Raw genomic sequence first — 19590 nt, forward strand, 5'->3', positions numbered from 1 at the left:
AGGAGGGTTCAGGTCGAGACATTACCACCAATTGCGTGGGGGAGAAGATCACTTGTGGGAGGCAGCTTGCTGGCGACAGTAGCCTTGACGGATCTGCATCTACCGTCCAATCCTTTTACCCGGTCTTGCCCCGATATCGCTGGCCTGGCCGTCCCGTTGCTTGCCGGTTCTGGCCTGGGTGATGAGGGCGGGGATCAGCGGGCCTTCTGGCAGGGTTTTCCAGAAGCGTGAAGGCATATGACCTTGCATGACTTTGGGGTTCAGACGCGCCGGGTTGAAGATGTGGCTGTAATAGGTCAGCCACAGGTCGCCATGGGGATCGTCTACCTGACGGGCCATTTTCTGCCAGACGTCGGGGCAGCGTCGTTCGTGGATCAGTTGCGTGCCATCGTAATAAACCCCGTCCCTTGGGGTAGCGATCATCCAGCGGTGCTGGCCCATGCGGCCGATAAAGTGCTGGCTGGCACTTTGCAGAATGTCGTGGGCCGGTTCATGCCAGGCCACGTATTCGGGTTGCAGCAGGTCAGATGCCTCGCTTGAGGCGGGAAGCGCTACAAAGCGCAGGAAGGCATGCAGATGATGCGCTTCGCGGCCGATGGTCTTGAGGCGTCGATGCAGCTCACTGCCCAGCCGGTCGCCTGCCAGCATGGCGGTGCGGTCGCCATGACTCACCCGCCAGAGCACTTCATACAACAGGCTCCAGCGTTGATCGCCGCGATAACAGGCGGCGTTTTGCAACAGTTTCAACAGCTCCAGCGGAACCCGCGCCTGAAAAGGCCCGGGCTCCTGCGGGATATCTTCGTCGCTGGAGAACAGGTCGGTATCGTTGCCAGCCTTCCAGCTGACCCGGCTGGGATCGATTTCATGGCTCAGCAGCCAGCGTGCCTGCTGACGCCAGGTATCGAACAGGTCATCGCAATCCAGACAGATCATCCCCAGAGCCCCAGTTGCTGCGGTTGTGGTCTGTCGCGCAATTGATAATGCAACTGCTCGCTGCTGCTCTCGGCCTGGGAAGGGTGGTAGTCGCTGGTGATGATGAACGGCTTGGCCTTGGCCAGTACGCACCGCAGGCGGGTCAGGTCTTCGTAGCGAATGCGCCGCTGCCTGCGCAGCTCGACCAGTCGCTGGGTGGTGCGGATGCCGATGCCGGGGATGCGGGCGATCAGGGCCGGTTCGGCGTTGTTCAGGTCCAGTGGAAAGACCGCCCGGTTGCTCAAGGCCCAGGCCAGCTTGGGGTCGATGTCCAGTGCCAGATCGCCCGGTCCGCTCAACAGTTCGTTGGCCGTGAAGCCGTAGCCGCGCAGCAGGAAGTCGGCCTGATAGAGGCGATGCTCGCGCAGCAGTGGCGGCGCGGCCAGCGGTACGCTGTTCGGGCTGTTGGGGATCGGGCTGAATGCCGAGTAATAGACCCGGCGCAACTTGAAGTTGCTGTAGAGCGACTGGGCGCTGTGCAGGATGGTGCTGTCATCGGTGGTATCGGCCCCCACGATCATCTGGGTACTTTGTCCGGCGGGTGCAAAACGCGGGGCACGGGGTTCGTTGAGCACGGTCTGCTCGCCGGTATGGATGGTGTTCATGGCCTGCTTGATCGACACCACGTTCTTTTCAGGTGCCAGGGTCTGCAGGCTGGCATCGGTGGGCAATTCGATGTTCACGCTCAGGCGGTCGGCATAGCGCCCGGCCTGTTCGATCAGTGCCGGATCGGCGTCAGGAATGGTCTTGAGATGGATATAGCCGCGAAACTCGTGTTTTTCCCGCAGCAGCCGGGCGACTTGTACCAGTTGTTCCATGGTGTAGTCGGCGGAGCGGATGATGCCGGAGCTCAGGAACAATCCGCTGACGCAGTTGCGTCGATAGAAATCCAGGGTCAGGGTAACGACTTCTTCCGGGCTGAAACGGGCACGAGGCACATCGCTGGAGCGACGGTTGACGCAGTACTGGCAGTCATACAGACAGAAGTTGGTCAGCAGGATTTTCAGCAGCGAGACACAGCGACCATCCGGCGTGAAGCTGTGACAAATGCCCATGCCGGTGGTCGAGCCAAGCCCGGTCTTGCCTTGCGAACTGCGCTTGGGCGCGCCACTGCTGGCGCACGACGCGTCGTATTTGGCAGCGTCTGCCAGAATGCTGAGCTTGTCGATGAGCTGCATGAGAAAATACCGATACTGTTTTTATATACAGTATCCGGTTGGTCGCCTTACTACAAGCTCGGATTTTGCCTACAACCCCTGGCTGGCCCGTATCAGTTCATAGGCCTTGCGGGCCAGAGGATTCACGGTGTTGGGCCGAATCCACAGGTGATAGGTCACGTCGGGCAGACGCGGCAGTCCATCGTTTTCACCCAATACGCGCATGTCCGGTCCGAGCATTTCCATGCTGCGCGCCGTTACGCCAAGACCTGCGCGAGTGGCGGCCTTGATGCCGATCAGGTTGGACGCCAGATACGCCTGTCGCCACGGAATATTGGCCGCTTCCAGGGCTTGCAGGGCATAGCGCCGATAAATGCTCGGTTCATCCACCAGAATCAGCGGTAGCGGTTCGTCCGGCACATGAATGTATTGCGCGGAGCAGATCCACCACACCGGCGAAGTGCGCAGGGCAAAGCCTTCCAGGGTCGGGTCTTCACGGGTCGAGATCACCATGTCCACTTTACCGCGGTGCAAGTCATCCATCAGGAACGGGCTGCGGCCCACATCGATTTCCAGGCGCAGGCGCGGAGCCGAGCGGGCGATGTGGCTTAGCAGCGGTGGCAGGATGGTGTCGGCGATGTCATGGGGCGAACCGATGCGCAGCACACCGCTCAGGCTGCTCTCGCGCAACGAGTTCAGGGCGTCGTCATTGAGGGACAGCATCTGCCGTGCGTGGCGCAGCAGTTGCCGACCCGGTTCGGTCAGTTGCTTCTGGCGACCTTGCTTCTGAAACAGACTGACACCCACTTGCTGTTCCAGGCGCTGCATGTGCTGGGTGACCGAGGACTGGGTGCGCGACAGCCGCTGGCCTGCTTCGGCAAAACTGTGATGATCGACCACCGCGACAAAGGTGCGCAGCAGTTCCAGATCGAGAGTCGAGGTAGGGCTTGAAGGATCGGGCATGGTGTTCTGCGCTGAATTCATATCAGGGGTTCAGGTAAATACATTACGTAATTTTATGTTTTAAGGGGTGGCTTTTCTGGTGATTTTATTTTCTGCCAATGAATACTGGGTTTTTCATGAGGGGAGATGAGGGTGCGCATGGAAAGTTATAACCATATTTGATATTTGAATTTCCGTTAACAGGCAACGATCCGTAATGTCCCGACATCGCATCGGGGAACTCCGATCATTTGTCTGGGGAATTTACATGCCGACTTGCTCATCCGTTTCACGTCTCTTCCCGGCCATGCTGGGGCTGTTTGCCGGTCTGGCTGTCAGTGGCGCTGCCATGGCCGATGCAACTCTGGACAAGATCCAGGAGCGTCATCGTCTGGTGGTGGGTGTGCTGTTGCCCGGCGGGCCTTTCGGTTCCATCGACCCGGAAACCCGCAAACCCAAGGGCGCGAACGTGGATCTGGCTGAAGACCTGGGACGTCGTCTGGGCGTCGAGGTTGAGCTGGTATCGGTATTGACCGCCAACCGCGTGCAATTCCTGCAACAGGGCAAGGTCGATCTGCTGATCGCCAACATGGAGTGGGCCCCGGAGCGCGGGCAGATCCTCGGTTCGGTGCCGACACCTTTTTACAAGGTCGGTGGCACTGCCGTGGTACTCAAGGACAGCAAGATCACTCGTTGGGAGGATCTCAAGGACCAGCCGGTCTGCACGTCCCAAGGCAGCAGCTATATCAAGCCGCTGACCGACTTCGGTGCCCAGCTCAAGGCTTTCAAGAGCTCTGCCGAGTCCTTGCTGGCCCTGCGTGGCAATAACTGCGTTGCGGCCGTGCACGACGCCACGCTGATCAATCCGCTGCTGGCCAGCAACGAAGAGTGGAAGGGCTACCGCGCCATTCTTCCGGAACTGAACCCGGCACCTTCGGTGATCTGGACTCGCCTGGGCGAAACCGACACTCAGGCGCGTCTGGACAGCATCGTGCAGGACTGGCATCGCACCGGTTGGCTGATCGAAGTCGAAAAGCGCCACAACATCACGCCTGCATCCCCCGCACTGGTCGAGCTGCATGAGCAGTTCAAGGCCAAGGGTGCCTGATCTTCTCCCATTTTCATGCCGACGCTCCTGGCGTCGGCCCTTCAAGGACGGCTCCCATGAGCAGATTTTTTAAAGCCAGAACGCTGAGCGCACTGGGGTTGATCCTGTGTGCCGGGCTGGCCAGTGCCGACGCGACCCTGGACAAGATTCAGGAGCGCCACAAGATCAGTATCGGTGTGATCCTCAGCGGCCCTCCGTTCGGCACCATCGATCCCAAGACCGGTGAACATCAAGGCTACAACGTCGAATTGTCCAGGGAAATCGCCAAACGCCTGAACGTGGAGCTGGAAACCGTCTCGGTGCTGGCTCCCAACCGCGTGCAGTTCCTGCAGCAGGGCAAGGTCGATCTGTTGATCGCCAATATGCAGTTGACTGAAGAGCGTGCGCAGATTCTCGACTACGTGCCTACGCCTTACGAGGAAGTTGGCGGCGCAGCGCTGATTCGCAAGGGCGCGGGCATCAGCAAATGGGAAGACCTCAAGGGCAAACCGGTCTGTGTGTCCCAGGGCAGTAACTTCATCAAGCCGTTGCAGGAAGTCTACGGCGCGCAGATCAAGGCATTTCGCAGCCAGTCCGAATCGCTGCTGTCGTTGCGAGGCAATGGCTGCGTAGCGGCAGTGCATGTCAGCCCGACCATGCACACCCTGCTGGCCGATGCCGAATGGTCCGGTTTCGAGATTCCTCTGGCCACGGACCTGATCCCGTCCAAATCGGTGATCTGGGTGCGCAAGGGCGAGAAAGACACTCAGGCCCGCCTGGACGCGATTGTCCGTGACTGGCATCGCAGTGGCTGGCTGATCGAGCTGGGTAACCGTACCGGCATGGCTCCTTCCCAGGCTTTGCATGACCTGCATGAGCAATACCGGAACGCTGCACCGCTGGCTGTCACGCCATGAGTGACGGGCTGTTCCAGGCATTGCAGCAGTTGCTGGGTGCCAGTCATGTGCAGACCGGCGAGCAGGCCAGCGAGCGCCTGACCGACAGACAGGGTCGCTATGTCGGACAAGTGGCGGCGGTCGTGCGTCCGGCGAATACCGAAGAGGTTGCCGCGGTGGTGCGTTTGTGTGTCGCCCATGCTGCACCCGTGGTGGTGCAGGGCGGTAACACCGGGCTGATGGGCGCTGCAACCCCGGATGCCAGCGGCAAGGCGGTTCTGTTGCTGCTGGAACGCATGAACCGTGTGCGCGAGATCGATACCGACAACGACACTCTGACTGTCGAAGCCGGTTGCATCCTGCAAAACCTTCAGGACCAGGCTCGCAAGGCCGACCGCCTGTTCCCGTTGAGTCTGGGGGCGCAAGGCAGTTGCACCATTGGCGGCAATCTGGGCACCAATGCCGGTGGCAACGCCGTGCTGCGCTACGGCAATACCCGCGAACTGACCCTGGGACTTGAAGTGGTCACGGCCCAGGGCGAAATCTGGGAAGGACTGCGTGGTCTGCGCAAGGACAATACCGGCTATGACCTGCGCGATCTGTTCATCGGCAGTGAAGGCACGCTGGGCATTATCACGGCTGCGACCCTGAAGCTGTTCCCGCTGCCGAAGGCCCGGCTCACCGCATTTCTGGCCTTCGAGTCGCTGGCCCAGGCAGTACGTTTCCTGTCCCACGCCCGTGCCGGGTTCGGGGCAAGCCTGACCGCATTCGAGCTGCTTTCGGCCGATTGCCTGACCTTGCTGCGCGAGCAGTTTCCCCAGGGGCCGCAACCCTTTGGCGATACCGCTTATCCCTGGTTCGCCTTGCTGGAGCTGTCCGACAACCACAGTGAAAACCATGCACGGCAGAGTTTTGAAGAGGTGTTGAGCGATGCCTTTGAAGTCGATCTGCTCAGCGATGCCCTGATTGCCGAAAGTCTGGCCCAGAGTCAGGCGCTGTGGCAGTTGCGCGAGAACATGAGCGATGCCCAGCGGCGTGCCGGGCGCAATATGAAACACGATATCTCGGTGCCGATTTCCCGTGTCGTGGAGTTCGTGACCCGGACCGATGCCTTGTTGCAGCGGCACTTTCCCGGGGTACGCAACTTCACGTTTGGTCATCTGGGCGATGGCAACCTGCACTACAACGTCGCGCATCCGTTGGGTTCCACTGTCGAGGCGCATATGGCCCGTTACGCCGAACTGAGCGAGCTGGTGCACGACAGCGCCCACGCCCATGGCGGCTCGATCAGTGCCGAACACGGCATCGGCCAGCGCAAGCTGGACATGCTGTCCCGTTATAAAAGCCCCGTGGAACTGGATCTGATGCGCCGCATCAAGCAGGCACTGGACCCGCACAACCTGCTCAATCCGGGCAAGGTACTGGAGGCCCGAGCATGAGCATCGGTCTGTCAAAGCGCGTGCAGCGCGTCTCGCTGTCGGCCAACGCTGCCGCCAAGTCCCGGGCTACCGCCTTGCGCGATGCCGGGGTAGATATTCTCGACCTGACGACCGGCGAGCCGGATTTCGATACCCCCGAACACATCAAGCAGGCAGCCTTCGAAGCCATTGCCGCCGGTGCCACCAAATACACGCCGACTCCCGGTGTACGGGCCTTGCGCGAGGCGGTGCAAGCCAAGTTGCAACGCGAAAATGCTCTGGACTATCCCCTGGCTTCCATCGTGATTGCCAACGGGGCCAAGCAGATCATCTTCAATGCCTTCGCCGCGACCCTGGATGACGGCGACGAAGTGCTGGTGCCGGTGCCGTACTGGCCATCATTCCCGGACAGCGTGCGTTTCAACGGCGGCGAGCCGGTATTCATCGAATGCGGCCTGGAGCAGGGCTGCAAGCTGACTCCCGAGCAACTGGAGCGTCATATCGGCGAGCGCACGCGCTGGCTGATTCTCAACGGACCGGGCAATCCCAGTGGTGCGGTGTACAGCGAAGCGGAACTGTCGGCGCTGGCTGATGTTCTTCGTCGTCATCCGCACGTGCTGGTGTTGCTGGACGAGCTGTACGAACACATTCGCTTCGACGGGCAACCGGCCCAGAGCCTGCTCAACGTCGCACCGGACTTGCAGCCGCGCTGCCTGCTGGTGGGCGGTGTTTCCAAGACGTATGCCATGACCGGCTGGCGGGTCGGCTTCGGGGCCGGACCGCAGGAACTGACTACGGCCATGACCGTGGTGCAATCGCAATCGACCTCCGGCGCATCATCGGTGGGGCAGGCTGCGGCCCTGGCGGCATTCGAAGGTGGGCTGGGGTTTCTGCCGCAACACGTGGCGGCGTACCGGCAGCGCCGCGACTTGCTGGTTGAAACCCTGAGCAGCGTCGATGGCCTTGAGGTGCTGGTGCCCCAGGGTGGCTTCTTTGTCTTCGTGCGTTGCGCCGGGCTGCTGGGGCGCTATCGCCCGGATGGGCAGCGCCTGGAAAACGATGCCGATGTGGTGGCCTGGCTGCTGGAGTCCGGTGTGGCGGGTGTCGCAGGCAGCGCTTACGGCCTGTCGCCGTGGTTTCGCCTGTCGATTGCCACGGCCACTGCCACCGTGATCGAAGCCGGACAGCGTATTGCACGTGCCTGTGGGCAGTTGAGCGCGGGAGAGGCGTCATGAACCACTGGCTGGAATCCTTTGTACAGTGGACGGCCGGGTTTGGCCTGAACTACGCCTTTGTGCTGGATGCCTATCAGCGGGGCACGATGGTGGATGGCGCGCTGACCACCTTGCTGCTGTGCCTGCTGACGATCATTGGCAGCCTGCTTGTCGGTGTTGCACTGGCCGCCATGCTGACCTCGGGCAAGTCCTGGCTGCGTGCGCCTGCCAGAGTCTTTATCGAAGTCACCCGCAACACGCCGACCCTGGTGCAGTTGTATTGCGCCTTTCTGGTACTGAACATGCTGTTGACCCAGGCCATCGGCACGGCCAATCCGCTGACGCCTTTTGCCTGGGTAGTGATCGTGATCTCCCTGCACAAGGGCGCTTTCCATGCCGAAGCCTTGAGGGCCGGTATCGAAGCGGTTCCTTCCGTGACGCTGGAAGCCGCCAGTTCCCTGGCCTTCAACAGTCGTCAGTTGCTGTGGAACGTGCAGTTGCCACTGGCTCTGCGTTTTGCCTTGCCGTCGCTGATCAATAACCTGATCGATCTGGTGAAGATGACGGCCGTGGCTTCGGCCATTGCGGTGGGGGATATCACCTATGCGGCGATCATGATCTGGACCCAGAGCGATAACGTGCTGGAACTGATGATTCTGATCCTGAGCTTTTTCGGTTTGCTCAGCTTTGTCGTCAACTGTGCAGGGCGCGCCCTGGAATCTCGCCTGAGGATGCCCGGTTATGGCCATTGATTCATCGGTTGCCGCGCCCGTCGCGTGGCCGCGTCGTCATTTGCTGGCGTTGATCCTGCTGGCTGGGGCGGTTGCCTGGCTGATTTTCGGTGCGCCGGACAGCCCGGTATTCCTGGCCTTGATACAGTGGTCGCCGGCCCTGGCCACGGGCTTTGGCCAGAACATTCTGATCAGTCTGGTCGCGATTGGGCTGGGCACGGTGTTCGGGCTGCTGGTCGGCGCTCTGGGGATGTCGCCTTTCTGGCTGTTGCGTCTGCCAGCGCGGATCTGGATACAGATCTTTCGCAATGCGCCCTGGCTGGTGCTGATCTATTTCACCACCTACGTGTTCCCGTTCGAGATCAGGATCGGCGGTACCTATATCTCGTTTCCCGACTGGGTGAAGGTCACCATCGGTCTGGCTTTGCCGGCCAGCGCCAATGTCGCGGAAATCTTCCGGGGGGCCGTGGCGTCGATCCCCAGCACCCAATGGGAGGCCGCACGTTCGCTGGCATTCACTCGCGGGCAGATCTTCACTTCGATCATCCTGCCGCAGTGCTTCAAACGCATGCTGCCGCCCTGGATGAACCTCTATGCCGTCATCACCATGGGCACGGCCCTGGCTTCGCTGGTGGGTGTGCATGACGTGATCGATACCGCGCAGATTGCCAGCAACACCGTCAACCAGACCGGCTTCACCGTGATCATCTATTGCAGCCTGCTGGTGTTGTTCTTTGCCTATTGCTACCCGATTTCCCGCCTGACCCAACGCCTGGAGCGACGTTATGCCTTCTATTGAATCCGGGGCCGAGCCTCTGGTCAGTCTGCGCGACCTGCACCTGTCATTTGGCAGCAATCTGGTGCTCAAGGGCATCGATCTGGAGGTGCAGCGCGGCCAGGCAGTATCGATCATCGGGCCGTCCGGCTCGGGTAAATCGACCATTCTGCGCTGTATTACCGGGTTGTTGCAGACCCAGCGCGGCACCATTCGTGTGGGAAACACCGAGGTTCATGCCCTGACCCGCGAAGCCGAGCGGATCGAACTGCGCAAGCGCGTGGGTTTTGTATTCCAGCAGTACAACCTGTTTCCGCATCTGTCGGTGCTGGAAAATCTGGTGATCGCCCCGCGCAAGGTGCTGGGGATCGAGCGTGCCGAAGCCGAGAAACAGGCGCGGGCCTTGCTGGCCAAGGTGCGTATGGAGCACAAGGCCGATGCCTATCCGGGGCAGTTGTCCGGTGGCCAGCAGCAACGCGTGGCGATTGCCCGTGCCCTGACCATGCGCCCGGAACTGATTCTGTTCGATGAAGTGACCTCGGCCCTGGACCCGGAAACGGTCGGTGAAGTGCTGACCGTGATCCGCGAACTGACCGAAGAGGGCATGACCTGCGTGCTGGTGACCCATGAAATGCGTTTCGCCGAAGAAATCAGCGACGTGGTGTATTTCACCGAGAACGGCCTGATCGTCGAGCACGGCAGCGCCGAGCAGATCTTCCAGCGCCCGAACAGCGAGCGAACACGCGAGTTCTTGCGCCATGCGCTGGGTGATTCCGGGCGTCGTCCGCCGGTGTCTGCCGACCCGTTTGCCCTGAGCAATATCAGCCGTTACAGCCTGTCCGTATAACTAAAAAACCACCGCTGTAGGAGCGCGCTTGCCCGCGATGACGTGTGTGAACTCAACACATTTCTATCGTCTGCACCACTGTCGTCGCGGGCAAGCGCGCTCCTACGTTTACCGTCCTGAGTACCACCGGGAGTTAACTGATGAGCAACGCAAACCGAGCCCAAGTGATCGAAGACTTTCTTCAGCAGATCCGTGTCATCAACCAGCGCGGCGTAGACCGCGAGGCCTTGAAGGAAATCATCGTGCTGCTGGAAGACCTGGCAGGCCGTCATGACCTGTTCAATTTCAGCGCGTTTCCTGCGCCGGTGCCGGGGCAGGGCGAAACAGCCTTCCGCTATCGCCTGAACGACGATGGCGAAACTCCGACCCTGTACATGAACTCGCTGCTGCCGGGCAAAAGCACCTTGCCCCATAACCATGAAACCTGGGCGGTGATCGTTGCCGTGCAAGGCCAGGAGATCAATTACGTCTGGGCGCGTACCGACGATGGCAGTGACCCGGCGTTCGCTCGTCTGGAACTGGAAAAGGAAGTCATCGTCCAGCCAGGCACGCCTATCGGTTTCCTGGGCGAAGACCTGCATGGCATCAAGGTCACGGGTGAGGAACCGACCTTGCATTTCCACCTGTATGGCCGTCCGCTGGAATCGCTCAATGGGCGTTTCGGGGTCAACGAAGAAGGCCGTGTCTTGAACTACAACGCTTCACAGATGGCACCGTCGATTCAGGCCTATTGATCGTCGGCACAGCTTCCCCTTTCACTTTTGATGAGCCACCCCATGAGCCAGACCACCACCGCGGCCCAACTACAACAATGGCTGTTCGACGGGCAGGAAATTGCCCTGTTCGACCTGCGTGAGCATGGCCAGTACGGCGAAGCCCATCTGTTCCATGGGGTCACGCTGCCCTATAGCCGCCTGGAACTGGATATCCGCCGCCTGGCTCCCAACCCTGGCGTGCGGCTGGTGATCTATGACCAGGATGGCGGCGATATCGCCGCACGGGCCGCCGCGCGTCTGGAAGCACTCGGCTATCGTCAGGTGCATATTCTGGAAGGCGGTGCCGATGGCTGGCAGGCCGCAGGTCTGCAACTGTTTGCGGGAGTGCATGTGCCGTCCAAGGCGTTTGGCGAGCTGGTGGAAGAGGCTCGTCATACGCCACATATCAGCGCCACCGAACTGGCGCAGCGCCAGGCCCAGGGTGAATCTCTGGTGGTGCTGGATGGCAGGCCGTTCGACGAATACCGCAAGATGACCATTCCAGGTTCCGTATGTTGTCCCAATGGCGAGCTGGGTTATCGGCTGCCGGAGCTGGTCCGCGACGAACATACGCCGATCGTCGTCAATTGTGCCGGACGTACCCGCAGCATCATCGGAGCGCAGACGCTGATCGATCTCGGGGTCAAGAACCCGGTCTATGCCCTGGAAAACGGAACCCAGGGCTGGTATCTGGCCGATCTGCAACTGGAACATGGCAGCACCCGGCGTTACCCGGATGCCGTATCGCCCGAATCGCTGGCCCGGCAACGGGATGCCGCCCAGGCCCTGGCCGAGCGGGCAGGGGTGCAGACGGTCAGTGCCGAACAGGTTACCCGTTGGGCTGCAGACAGCGGGCGCAGCCTGTTTCTGTGCGATGTGCGGACTGCCGAGGAGTTTGCGGCAGGCTCTCTGGCCGGTGCGCAACATACGCCGGGCGGCCAGTTGATTCAGGCCACGGACCTGTACATCGGCGTGCGTCAGGCGCGGCTGGTGCTGCTGGACGACGAAGGCATTCGTGCGCCGATTGTCGCCAGTTGGCTCAGGCAACTGGGGCACGATGCCTGTGTGCTGGAGGCTGGCGTGAGCAGTGGTTTGTCGTTGCCTGTCGCTGAAGCGGAGGTGTGGCCGGACTTGCCGGGCATCAATGTGCAAGGGCTGGCCGATGCCTTGAAGGATAACGCCGTGGCGCTCGTCGACCTGCGTTCGAGCACAGCTTTTCGCAAAGGCCATATCGAAGGTTCGCGCTGGTCGATCCGTCCGCTGCTGGCTGCTGCCGTCGCCGATGAGTCCCGACCGCTGGTGCTGATTGCCGATGATCCGGCTCTGGCACAACTGGCGGTAAACGAGTTGCCGCAGGCGCAACGTCGGCAGGTGCGTCTGCTGGACGGCGGGATCAAGGCCTGGCAAGCCGCCGGGCTGGCGCTGCATGAAGACAGCGCCAGTCTGGCGGACGAGCAGTGCATCGACTTTCTGTTCTTCACTCACGACCGGCATTCCGGCAACAAGGACGCTGCCCGGCAGTACCTGGCCTGGGAAATCGGTCTGCTGGGGCAGATGACCGAGCAGGAAATTGCCAGTCTCAAGCCGTTAACCGCAAAAAAGCCTGAGCGCCCGTCACACGATCCTCTGGTCAGGACCCGGCTAGTTCATGCCGGGCGGACGGCCAAGGGCAGTGGCGTGCGCGGGGTGAATGTACCGGTTTCACGCATGAGCACCGTGCTGTTCGACAGCCTCGGGCAGATGCGTGATATTCGAAAGCGTCGCGATACCGAGCGTCTGTTGAGCTATGGAGCGCGGGGCAACCCGACGGGGTTTGCGCTGGAAGACCTGGTGACAGAGCTGGAGGGCGGCTATCGCACCCGCTTGTTCAGCACGGGCCTTGCAGCGGTGGCGCAGACTTTTCTGGCTTATCTGCGTCCCGGCGATCATGTCCTGATAACCGATGCCGTGTATTCCCCGGTGCGGCGTGTGGCCCGTGACTTCCTTGAGCCTTTCGGCATTCAGGTCAGCTATTTCAGGGCCGACGGCCAGGGGCTGGAGGCGCAACTGCAGGCCAATACCCGCATGGTCTACACCGAAGTGCCGGGCTCTTTGCTTTATGAACTCTGCGATTTGCCAGCCATTGCCGCGCTGTGCAGACCGCGAAACATTCTCCTGGCGGTGGACAACACCTGGGGTTCGGCCTACCTCTATCGCCCGCTGGCGTTGGGAGCGGACATTTCCATCATGGCCTTGACCAAGTACCTGTGCGGTCATAGCGATGTGGTGATGGGCAGCGTCTGCACCCGCGAGGAAGTCTGGCAACCACTGGGCAGCATGAGCGACACCTTCGGCTGCGCGGTCAGCCCCGATGATGCTTATCTGATCCTGCGCGGTGCTCGCACCCTGGCCTCACGCATGGAAACCCACGAACGTCAGGCACTTGAAGTCGCCCACTGGCTGAAAGAGCAACCGCAGGTCCGGCGTGTTTTCCATCCGGCCTTGCCGGACCATCCCGGCCACGCTCTGTGGAAGCGCGACTTCACCGGCAGCAACGGCTTGCTGTCCTTTGAGTTCGAATCTTCGGATCCGGGCCAACTGGAGCGTTTTATCGGCGCCCTGCAACTGTTCGGCCTCGGCGCTTCATGGGGCGGTTACGAAAGCCTGATCACCGTGGCCAACGTCAGTGACCGCGACAATGAAGCTGACAGGCTGCTCAACCCGGTGGTGCGCCTGCATATCGGGTTGGAGGATGTGGGGGCGTTGATCGAGGATTTGCAAAGGGGGTTGGGGGAAGTTTGAAAGCCGCAAGCTTCAAGCCGCAAGTCAAAAGCTTGTAGCTTGTAGCCTTATAAATGTTATTTCATAACAAAATTCGCTCTCCCTATGTAATACTGTAACGAATCGTTGCAGGTTACCCATCCGTGAAAGCTCCCCGCGCTCCCTCTGTCGCAGGTTCCGTTCTGGCTCAATCGGCCTTGAAGCGGGTCCTGCTGGCTCTCTGTATCTTGCTGCTGTTATGGCTGGCCATCGCCTGGTCGGTGGCCATTCCATGAGCGCGGCCATTGCTCTGGATAATCTGACTGTCGCCTACGAACGCCGTCCGGCGGTTCATCACATCAGTGGTCGTTTCGAGGCTGGCAGCCTGACCGCTATCGTCGGTCCCAATGGTGCGGGCAAGTCCACGCTGATCAAGACCATTGCCGGGACCATGAAGCCAGCCGCAGGGCATGTGGATCGCGGCCGCCTGGCGACTCGCACGCTGGGGTATCTGCCCCAGGCGGTCGAGATCGACCGCAGTTTTCCCTTGAGTGTGGCCGATACCGTGGCCATGGGCGCCTGGCGCAGCATCGGTCCGTTTCGTGGCCTGACTCGCAACCATGCCCGGCTCACCCAGGATGCGCTGAAAACCGTAGGCCTGGAGGGGTTCGAGGGGCGCAGCATTGGTTCTCTGTCCTCCGGGCAGTTCCAGCGGGTGCTGTTTGCACGGCTGTTATTGCAGGACGCCTCAGTGATTCTGCTGGACGAACCCTTCACCGCCATCGATGCCCGCACCACCCGAGACCTGCTGGAGCTGGTGCGGGTCTGGCATGGTCAGGGGCGTACGGTCATCGCGGTATTGCACGATATCGATCAGGTTCGTCAGCACTTTCCGCAAACCCTGTTGATGGCCCGCGAGGCGATTGCCTGGGGGGCGACAGCCGAGGTATTGAGCGTTGCCAACCTGCGGCGGGCGCGCAATATGGCGGAGTTCTGGAGTGCCGATGCCCAGGTCTGCGACAGCGATGGTGAGCGTTCATGATGCTGTATGCCACGCTGATCGAGCCTTTTGTCGAATTCGGCTTCATGCGCCGGGCTCTGGTGGCCTGTCTCGCCCTGGGCGTCGGTTCGGGTCCTGTAGGTGTATTGCTGATGCTGCGGCGCATGAGTCTGGTGGGGGATGCCATGAGCCATGCGGTCTTGCCGGGCGCGGCACTGGGCTTCATGGTGGCAGGGCTGTCGCTGCCTGCCATGGGGATTGGCGGCCTGATTGCCGGGCTGGCCGTGGCTTTGCTGTCGGGACTGGTCAGCCGCCTGACCGCCTTGCGCGAAGATGCCAGCTTTGCCAGTTTCTATCTCACTTCCCTGGCTGCAGGCGTCTTGATTGTCTCCATGCACGGCTCCAGCGTCGATCTGCTGCATGTGCTGTTCGGCACCATTCTGGCCATTGATAACAGCGCCATCTATATGGTCGGCGGCATTGCGTCATTCACCCTGATTCTGCTGGCGGCGATCTATCGTCCGCTGGTGCTCGAATGTTTCGACCCGGGATTCCTGCGCGCCGTTGGCGGTATGGGTTCGTTGTACCACGTGTTGTTTCTGCTGCTGGTCGTGCTGAATCTGGTGGCAGGCTTTCAGGCGCTCGGCACCCTGATGGCGGTGGGCATGATGATGCTGCCCGCCACGGCTGCACGGTTCTGGGCCAGCTCGCTGAGCGCCCTGATGCTGATTTCGACGCTATTGGCGACCGTTTCGGGGTTGATTGGCCTGATTGTGTCCTATCACCTTGGCGTGGCTTCGGGGCCGGCCATCGTTCTGACCGCCAGTGTCTTTTATGGTTTTTCCCTGCTGTTCGGCCGCACGGGCATCTTGCGTCGGCTGTTTCCCAAACCTCACCTGGCCAACTGAAAAGGGCATGTCATGAAACGATTGATGATGTTGAGCTCGATGGCAGCGATTGTGCTGTCGGCGTTTGCAAGTCTGGCCCAGGCCAAGCCTCTGGAGGCAGTGGCTTCATTTACGGTGATTGCCGACATGGTCAGCAATGTCGGCGGCGACCGGGTTCATGTGACCTCGCTGATCGGCCCCAATGGCGACCCTCATGTCTACGAGCCTACTCCACGTGATGCCCAGGCCCTGAAGAGCGCTGACCTTACTTTCGTCAGCGGCCTGCATCTGGAAGGCTGGATGGATCGCCTGATCAAGGCGTCCGGTTACAAGGGGCAGCCGGTTGTGCTGTCCGATGGCATCAAGACCCGTTACATGCAGGAAGACGGCAAGCTCATCACCGATCCTCATGCCTGGAACAGTGCAGCCAACGGGGTGATCTATGTGCGCAATATCATTGCCGCGCTCAAGAAGGCCGACCCTGAAGGTGCCAGCGTCTACGAGGCCAATGGCCAACGCTATATCGTGCAATTGCAGCAACTGGACCTTTACGCCCGTGAGCAGGTCCAGTCGGTGCCCGAATCGAAACGCAAGATCCTCACCTCGCATGATGCGTTCGGTTATTTCGGCGATGCCTATGGCGTGACTTTCCTGTCGCCCTTGGGTTTCTCTACCGAGTCGGAAGCTTCGGCGGCAGATGTCGCGAAGCTGATCCGCCAGATCAAGAGCGAGCACGTGACGGCCTATTTCTTCGAGAACTCCGGTGATCCGCGGCTGGTCAAGCAGATTGCCGATGCCAGCGGAGCGCAACCGGGCGGTGAGCTGTACGTTGAAGCCCTGTCGCCGCCGGATGGTCCGGCGGCCAGTTATGTGCAGATGTTCCGCTATAACGTCGACAAGCTGACGGCGGCTATGAAGGGCAAATAAGCGTGATGCAGTCGCCGGCAAGCCGCCTCCCACCAATAGAAACAGGTTTCAATGATTCAGGAACTTGAAGATGGTGGTCTGGGTATAAACCTTTCCCGGGTCCAGTCGAGTGCTGGGGAAGGCGGGCTGGTTGGGGGCATCGGGATAGTGCTGGGTTTCCAGGGTGAAGGCACCCCAGTGCGGATAGACCTTGCCTGCCTTGCCATGGATGCTGCCATCCAGGAAGTTGCCGGTATACAACTGCACGCCCGGTTCGGTGGTGAACAGTTGCAGGTGACGACCTGACTGCGGATCGCTGACTTCTGCCGCAAGCTTGCTGACGTCGCCCTTGGTGTCCAGCACCCAGTTGAAGTCAAACCCGCCTTGTCCGGGTTCGGCGTATTTGAGCTGTTGATGGTCGGCCTTGATGTTTTTGCCGATAGCCGTGGGCTTGAGGAAGTCCATGGGTGTACCGGCCACCGGGGCCAGCTCGCCGGTAGGGATCAGCTTGTCGTTGACCGGTGTGTAACGCGAGGCGTGAAGGGTGGCCACCTGCTGGAGAATATCGCCGTTGCCCGCGCCGGCCAGATTGAAATAGCTGTGGTTGGTCAGGTTCAGCACCGTAGGTTTGTCGGTGGTGGCGCGATAGTCGATCTTCAGCTCGTTTCGGTCGTTGAGGCTGTAGATGACTTCTGTCAGCAGCGCGCCGGGAAAGCCCATCTCGCCATCGGGCGACAGATAACTCAGCTTCACGCCGACCGAGCCGTCGGCCTTGATGCTTTCGGCTTTCCAGATACGCTTGTCGAAACCCTGATTGCCGCCATGCAGTGCATTGGTCTTGTCGTTGAGCGGGACGCGGTAGGTCTTGTCGTCCAGCTTGAAGGTGCCGCCTGCCAGACGGTTGCCGAAACGACCGATGGTCGCGCCGAAATACACGGTGCCGTTGGCCTGATAACCCTGCACGTCATCGAAGCCCAGAACGATATCTTCGACCTTGCCGTTCCTGTCCGGCACCTTGAGCGCTTGCAGGGTAGCGCCATAGGTAATGATGCTGGCCTGCAGCCCGTGACTGTTTTGCAGGGTGTACTTCTCGATGGGCGTACCATCGGGCAGTTTGCCGAAGAGGCTTTGTTCAGCGGAGAGTGCGGCGGCTTGTGCGGTCAGGGTGGTGATCATCAGTGACAGTCCAAGGCTGCTGAGAAGAGCGTGCTTTTTCATCTGTTCTACTCACTTTTATTGTTGTTGTGAAAGGAGAAGGTGCTGCAACGCATCACTGGATTCTGCTGTCAGACAGCAAATTGGTAAGACTATTTGATCGGTTTTAATCCGATGCAAGGATTTATAGACGATAAAAAGCCGCTTGAAAAATAAATCGTAATACTATTTAGTAGAGGCAGTTCCTAAGAAAAATAAAAAAGGACACCGTCCATGCAATGGCAGCCGCTATCCGAGCACCGTTTCAAACTGGCTGAAGGCCCTTTCTGGGACCTTGAGCAGCAAGCCTTGTACTGGGTCGACATCGCCGGGCGTCTGGCCTGCAGACTGGTCCAGGGTCAATACAGCCAATGGCGTCTGCCCGAAGCGGTTTCCGCCTTCATCCCCACCGACAAGGGCGATGCTCTGGTGACCCTGGCCAGCGGCGTATACCGCTTGAACCTCGAGTCGCCCAGAACCTCCATTTCATTGCTGTGCGTAGCCGATCCGGTGGCCGGCAACCGCGCCAACGAATCCCGCTGCGACGCTCAGGGCCGCCTGTGGCTGGGCAGCATGCAGAACAATCTGGACGACGAAGGCGGCGACTTGCCGTTGGTACGCCGTTCCGGTGGGTTGTTTCGTGTAGACCCGAATGCAAGGGTCACGCACCTGCTGGACAGGCAGGGCATCGTCAACACCCTGTTGTGGAATGCCCAGGGCACAGTGCTCTACAGCGCCGACAGCCTCGATGGCGTCATCTATCAATACCCGATTCTGGCCGACGAGAGCCTGGGCGAGCGTGAGGTCTGGGCACATGAGCATCCTCGTGGCGTTCCGGACGGCTCGGCCATGGATGCCGAAGGATACGTCTGGAATGCCCGCTGGGGCGGAAGCTGCCTGATCCGCTTTGCCCCCGATGGCTGTGTCGACCGCATCGTCGACCTGCCTGTCAGCCATCCCACCAGTTGCGTATTTGGCGGTCCCGACCTGTCTACGCTCTACGTCACCAGCGCCGCCCCGGCCGATGCCCATGGTCAGTTCGATGGTGCGCTGCTCAAGGCTGACGTGGGCGTTGCCGGGCAGGTTTGCCGACGTTTTGCCGGCTGAATTTTCATTGCATCCAAGGAGAGTTGAACATGGCGATACCTTTGTCGTTACCCCCGGTTCCCGAGCCGGTTCGCGGTGAACGCCTCAAAGGCAAGGTAGTGCTGGTGACCGGCGCTGCCCAGGGGATTGGCGAAGCCATCGTGGCGTGCTTCCAGGCGCAGCAGGCCAGGCTGATCATCAGCGACGTGCAGGGCGATAAGGTCGAACAGGTGGCGGCCAAATGGCGCGGGCAGGGTGCCGAGGTCCACGCACTCAAGGTGGATGTCACGCAACAGGACCAGTGGCGCAGCATGGTGGATCTGGCGATCGAACATTTTGGCCGGGTCGATGTGCTGATCAACTGCGCCGGGGTCAATGTATTCCGCGACCCGCTGGAAATGAGCGACGAAGACTGGAAGCGCTGCTTCGCCATCGATCTGGATGGTGCCTGGTATGGCTGCCGCAGTGTCTTGCCGAAAATGCTGGAGCAGGGCGCGGGCAACATCATCAATATCGCCTCGACCCATTCAAGCAACATCATTCCCGGTTGCTTTCCCTATCCGGTCGCCAAACATGGCCTGTTGGGCCTGACACGCGCCCTGGGTATCGAATACGCGCCCAAGGGCATTCGCGTCAACGCCATCGCGCCGGGCTATATCGAAACCCAGCTCAATGTCGATTACTGGAACGGCTTCGATGATCCGCAGGCCGAGCGGCAGCGCGCCTTCGACCTGCATCCGCCCAAGCGTATCGGCCAGCCCATCGAAGTGGCCATGACCGCGCTGTTCCTGGCCACCGATGAGGCCCCGTTCATCAACGCCAGTTGCATCATGATCGATGGCGGGCGCTCGGTGCTTTATCACGAGTGACACTCGGTTATATTGTCGTTTTTGGCAATATGGTATGACTATTTGGCTGGTCAGGGTTCGCAGAACCCGAAACCGCCATATCGCTGGACGCTGTAGCTATTCAATAACAATAAGG

Annotated in this window: 19 protein-coding genes; 15 read left to right on the forward strand and 4 right to left on the reverse strand. The window is 60.4% G+C overall.

All coding sequences use genetic code 11. The features are described 5' to 3' along the window. Positions 1–99: 99 nt before the first annotated feature. The 3 genes from JSY17_RS02170 to JSY17_RS02180 all read right to left on the reverse strand — a co-directional run bounded on the left by JSY17_RS02170 (position 100) and on the right by JSY17_RS02180 (position 3092). On the reverse strand, positions 100–933 hold the full coding sequence (locus JSY17_RS02170) for a TIGR03915 family putative DNA repair protein (RefSeq protein WP_117187170.1): 834 nt from the start codon (positions 931–933) through the stop codon (positions 100–102). Continuing rightward, the gene (locus tag JSY17_RS02175) at positions 930–2150 is read right to left on the reverse strand and encodes a putative DNA modification/repair radical SAM protein (RefSeq protein ID WP_117167648.1); all 1221 of its coding nucleotides are present in this window, start codon (positions 2148–2150) and stop codon (positions 930–932) included. Before JSY17_RS02175 ends, JSY17_RS02170 begins: the two co-directional genes overlap by 4 nt. A 69-nt stretch (positions 2151–2219) precedes the next feature. After that, entirely contained in the window at positions 2220–3092 is an 873-nt protein-coding gene (locus JSY17_RS02180) for a LysR substrate-binding domain-containing protein (protein ID WP_117181013.1), read from the reverse strand. Between the two features lie 247 nt (positions 3093–3339). Here JSY17_RS02180 and JSY17_RS02185 point away from each other — a divergent pair, with 247 nt between their 5' ends. The 13 genes from JSY17_RS02185 (at position 3340) to JSY17_RS02240 (ending at position 16347) form a co-directional block, all read left to right on the forward strand. Beyond that, positions 3340–4179 carry a transporter substrate-binding domain-containing protein gene (locus JSY17_RS02185; protein WP_408636076.1) on the forward strand — a complete coding sequence of 280 codons (840 nt, stop codon included), beginning with the start codon at positions 3340–3342 and terminating at the stop codon, positions 4177–4179. A 56-nt stretch (positions 4180–4235) separates the two neighbouring features. After that, entirely contained in the window at positions 4236–5075 is an 840-nt protein-coding gene (locus tag JSY17_RS02190; protein WP_117180770.1) for a transporter substrate-binding domain-containing protein, read from the forward strand. Beyond that, the gene (locus JSY17_RS02195; protein ID WP_206401306.1) at positions 5072–6493 is read left to right on the forward strand and encodes an FAD-binding oxidoreductase; all 1422 of its coding nucleotides are present in this window, start codon (positions 5072–5074) and stop codon (positions 6491–6493) included. The genes JSY17_RS02190 and JSY17_RS02195 overlap by 4 nt, the downstream gene beginning before the upstream one ends. Continuing rightward, positions 6490–7707, forward strand: a complete 1218-nt coding sequence (locus tag JSY17_RS02200; RefSeq protein WP_206401308.1) for an aminotransferase class I/II-fold pyridoxal phosphate-dependent enzyme — start codon at positions 6490–6492, stop codon at positions 7705–7707. The genes JSY17_RS02195 and JSY17_RS02200 overlap by 4 nt, the downstream gene beginning before the upstream one ends. Continuing rightward, positions 7704–8438 (forward strand): amino acid ABC transporter permease, encoded by a 735-nt coding sequence (locus tag JSY17_RS02205; protein WP_117167642.1) that lies wholly within the window; start codon positions 7704–7706, stop codon positions 8436–8438. The genes JSY17_RS02200 and JSY17_RS02205 overlap by 4 nt, the downstream gene beginning before the upstream one ends. Continuing rightward, complete coding sequence (locus tag JSY17_RS02210) at positions 8428–9216, forward strand: amino acid ABC transporter permease (protein ID WP_206401309.1); 789 nt, start codon at positions 8428–8430, stop codon at positions 9214–9216. The genes JSY17_RS02205 and JSY17_RS02210 overlap by 11 nt, the downstream gene beginning before the upstream one ends. Beyond that, positions 9203–10039, forward strand: coding sequence for an amino acid ABC transporter ATP-binding protein (locus JSY17_RS02215; RefSeq protein ID WP_200978782.1), 837 nt, complete (start codon positions 9203–9205; stop codon positions 10037–10039). Before JSY17_RS02210 ends, JSY17_RS02215 begins: the two co-directional genes overlap by 14 nt. A gap of 140 nt (positions 10040–10179) precedes the next feature. Beyond that, on the forward strand, positions 10180–10773 hold the full coding sequence (locus tag JSY17_RS02220) for a cysteine dioxygenase family protein (RefSeq protein WP_117180764.1): 594 nt from the start codon (positions 10180–10182) through the stop codon (positions 10771–10773). Positions 10774–10815: 42 nt separating this feature from the next. Beyond that, entirely contained in the window at positions 10816–13575 is a 2760-nt protein-coding gene (gene metC / locus JSY17_RS02225; RefSeq protein WP_206401313.1) for a cystathionine beta-lyase, read from the forward strand. Positions 13576–13697: 122 nt separating this feature from the next. Then, on the forward strand, positions 13698–13829 hold the full coding sequence (locus tag JSY17_RS25825) for a hypothetical protein (protein ID WP_260409093.1): 132 nt from the start codon (positions 13698–13700) through the stop codon (positions 13827–13829). Further along, complete coding sequence (aztA, locus tag JSY17_RS02230) at positions 13826–14575, forward strand: zinc ABC transporter ATP-binding protein AztA (RefSeq protein ID WP_206401315.1); 750 nt, start codon at positions 13826–13828, stop codon at positions 14573–14575. The genes JSY17_RS25825 and aztA overlap by 4 nt, the downstream gene beginning before the upstream one ends. Beyond that, a complete protein-coding gene (locus JSY17_RS02235) occupies positions 14572–15441 on the forward strand; it encodes a metal ABC transporter permease (RefSeq protein WP_206401317.1) in 870 nt (289 codons plus the stop codon). Before aztA ends, JSY17_RS02235 begins: the two co-directional genes overlap by 4 nt. Positions 15442–15453: 12 nt before the next feature. After that, positions 15454–16347, forward strand: coding sequence for a metal ABC transporter substrate-binding protein (locus JSY17_RS02240; RefSeq protein WP_117180760.1), 894 nt, complete (start codon positions 15454–15456; stop codon positions 16345–16347). Between the two features lie 48 nt (positions 16348–16395). Here JSY17_RS02240 and JSY17_RS02245 read toward each other — a convergent pair whose 3' ends face one another. Then, positions 16396–17544 carry an aldose epimerase family protein gene (locus tag JSY17_RS02245; RefSeq protein ID WP_200998601.1) on the reverse strand — a complete coding sequence of 383 codons (1149 nt, stop codon included), beginning with the start codon at positions 17542–17544 and terminating at the stop codon, positions 16396–16398. Positions 17545–17754: 210 nt separating this feature from the next. On the opposite strand from JSY17_RS02245, the gene JSY17_RS02250 reads away from it, so the two are divergent. Further along, on the forward strand, positions 17755–18627 hold the full coding sequence (locus JSY17_RS02250) for an SMP-30/gluconolactonase/LRE family protein (RefSeq protein ID WP_117180758.1): 873 nt from the start codon (positions 17755–17757) through the stop codon (positions 18625–18627). 29 nt (positions 18628–18656) lie between these two features. Next, positions 18657–19475 (forward strand): SDR family oxidoreductase, encoded by an 819-nt coding sequence (locus JSY17_RS02255; RefSeq protein WP_201014459.1) that lies wholly within the window; start codon positions 18657–18659, stop codon positions 19473–19475. The last annotated feature ends 115 nt before the right edge of the window (positions 19476–19590 follow it).

Source organism: Pseudomonas capsici, assembly GCF_017165765.1.
Taxonomy (GTDB): Bacteria; Pseudomonadota; Gammaproteobacteria; order Pseudomonadales; family Pseudomonadaceae; genus Aquipseudomonas; species Aquipseudomonas capsici.

Coding starts and splice junctions, on each gene's coding strand:
- JSY17_RS02170 (WP_117187170.1), bottom strand. CDS start 933: ATGATCTGTCTGGATTGCGATGACCTGTTCGATACCTGGCGTCAGCAG.
- JSY17_RS02175 (WP_117167648.1), bottom strand. CDS start 2,150: ATGCAGCTCATCGACAAGCTCAGCATTCTGGCAGACGCTGCCAAATAC.
- JSY17_RS02180 (WP_117181013.1), bottom strand. CDS start 3,092: ATGCCCGATCCTTCAAGCCCTACCTCGACTCTCGATCTGGAACTGCTG.
- JSY17_RS02185 (WP_408636076.1), top strand. CDS start 3,340: ATGCCGACTTGCTCATCCGTTTCACGTCTCTTCCCGGCCATGCTGGGG.
- JSY17_RS02190 (WP_117180770.1), top strand. CDS start 4,236: ATGAGCAGATTTTTTAAAGCCAGAACGCTGAGCGCACTGGGGTTGATC.
- JSY17_RS02195 (WP_206401306.1), top strand. CDS start 5,072: ATGAGTGACGGGCTGTTCCAGGCATTGCAGCAGTTGCTGGGTGCCAGT.
- JSY17_RS02200 (WP_206401308.1), top strand. CDS start 6,490: ATGAGCATCGGTCTGTCAAAGCGCGTGCAGCGCGTCTCGCTGTCGGCC.
- JSY17_RS02205 (WP_117167642.1), top strand. CDS start 7,704: ATGAACCACTGGCTGGAATCCTTTGTACAGTGGACGGCCGGGTTTGGC.
- JSY17_RS02210 (WP_206401309.1), top strand. CDS start 8,428: ATGGCCATTGATTCATCGGTTGCCGCGCCCGTCGCGTGGCCGCGTCGT.
- JSY17_RS02215 (WP_200978782.1), top strand. CDS start 9,203: ATGCCTTCTATTGAATCCGGGGCCGAGCCTCTGGTCAGTCTGCGCGAC.
- JSY17_RS02220 (WP_117180764.1), top strand. CDS start 10,180: ATGAGCAACGCAAACCGAGCCCAAGTGATCGAAGACTTTCTTCAGCAG.
- metC (WP_206401313.1), top strand. CDS start 10,816: ATGAGCCAGACCACCACCGCGGCCCAACTACAACAATGGCTGTTCGAC.
- aztA (WP_206401315.1), top strand. CDS start 13,826: ATGAGCGCGGCCATTGCTCTGGATAATCTGACTGTCGCCTACGAACGC.
- JSY17_RS02235 (WP_206401317.1), top strand. CDS start 14,572: ATGATGCTGTATGCCACGCTGATCGAGCCTTTTGTCGAATTCGGCTTC.
- JSY17_RS02240 (WP_117180760.1), top strand. CDS start 15,454: ATGAAACGATTGATGATGTTGAGCTCGATGGCAGCGATTGTGCTGTCG.
- JSY17_RS02245 (WP_200998601.1), bottom strand. CDS start 17,544: ATGAAAAAGCACGCTCTTCTCAGCAGCCTTGGACTGTCACTGATGATC.
- JSY17_RS02250 (WP_117180758.1), top strand. CDS start 17,755: ATGCAATGGCAGCCGCTATCCGAGCACCGTTTCAAACTGGCTGAAGGC.
- JSY17_RS02255 (WP_201014459.1), top strand. CDS start 18,657: ATGGCGATACCTTTGTCGTTACCCCCGGTTCCCGAGCCGGTTCGCGGT.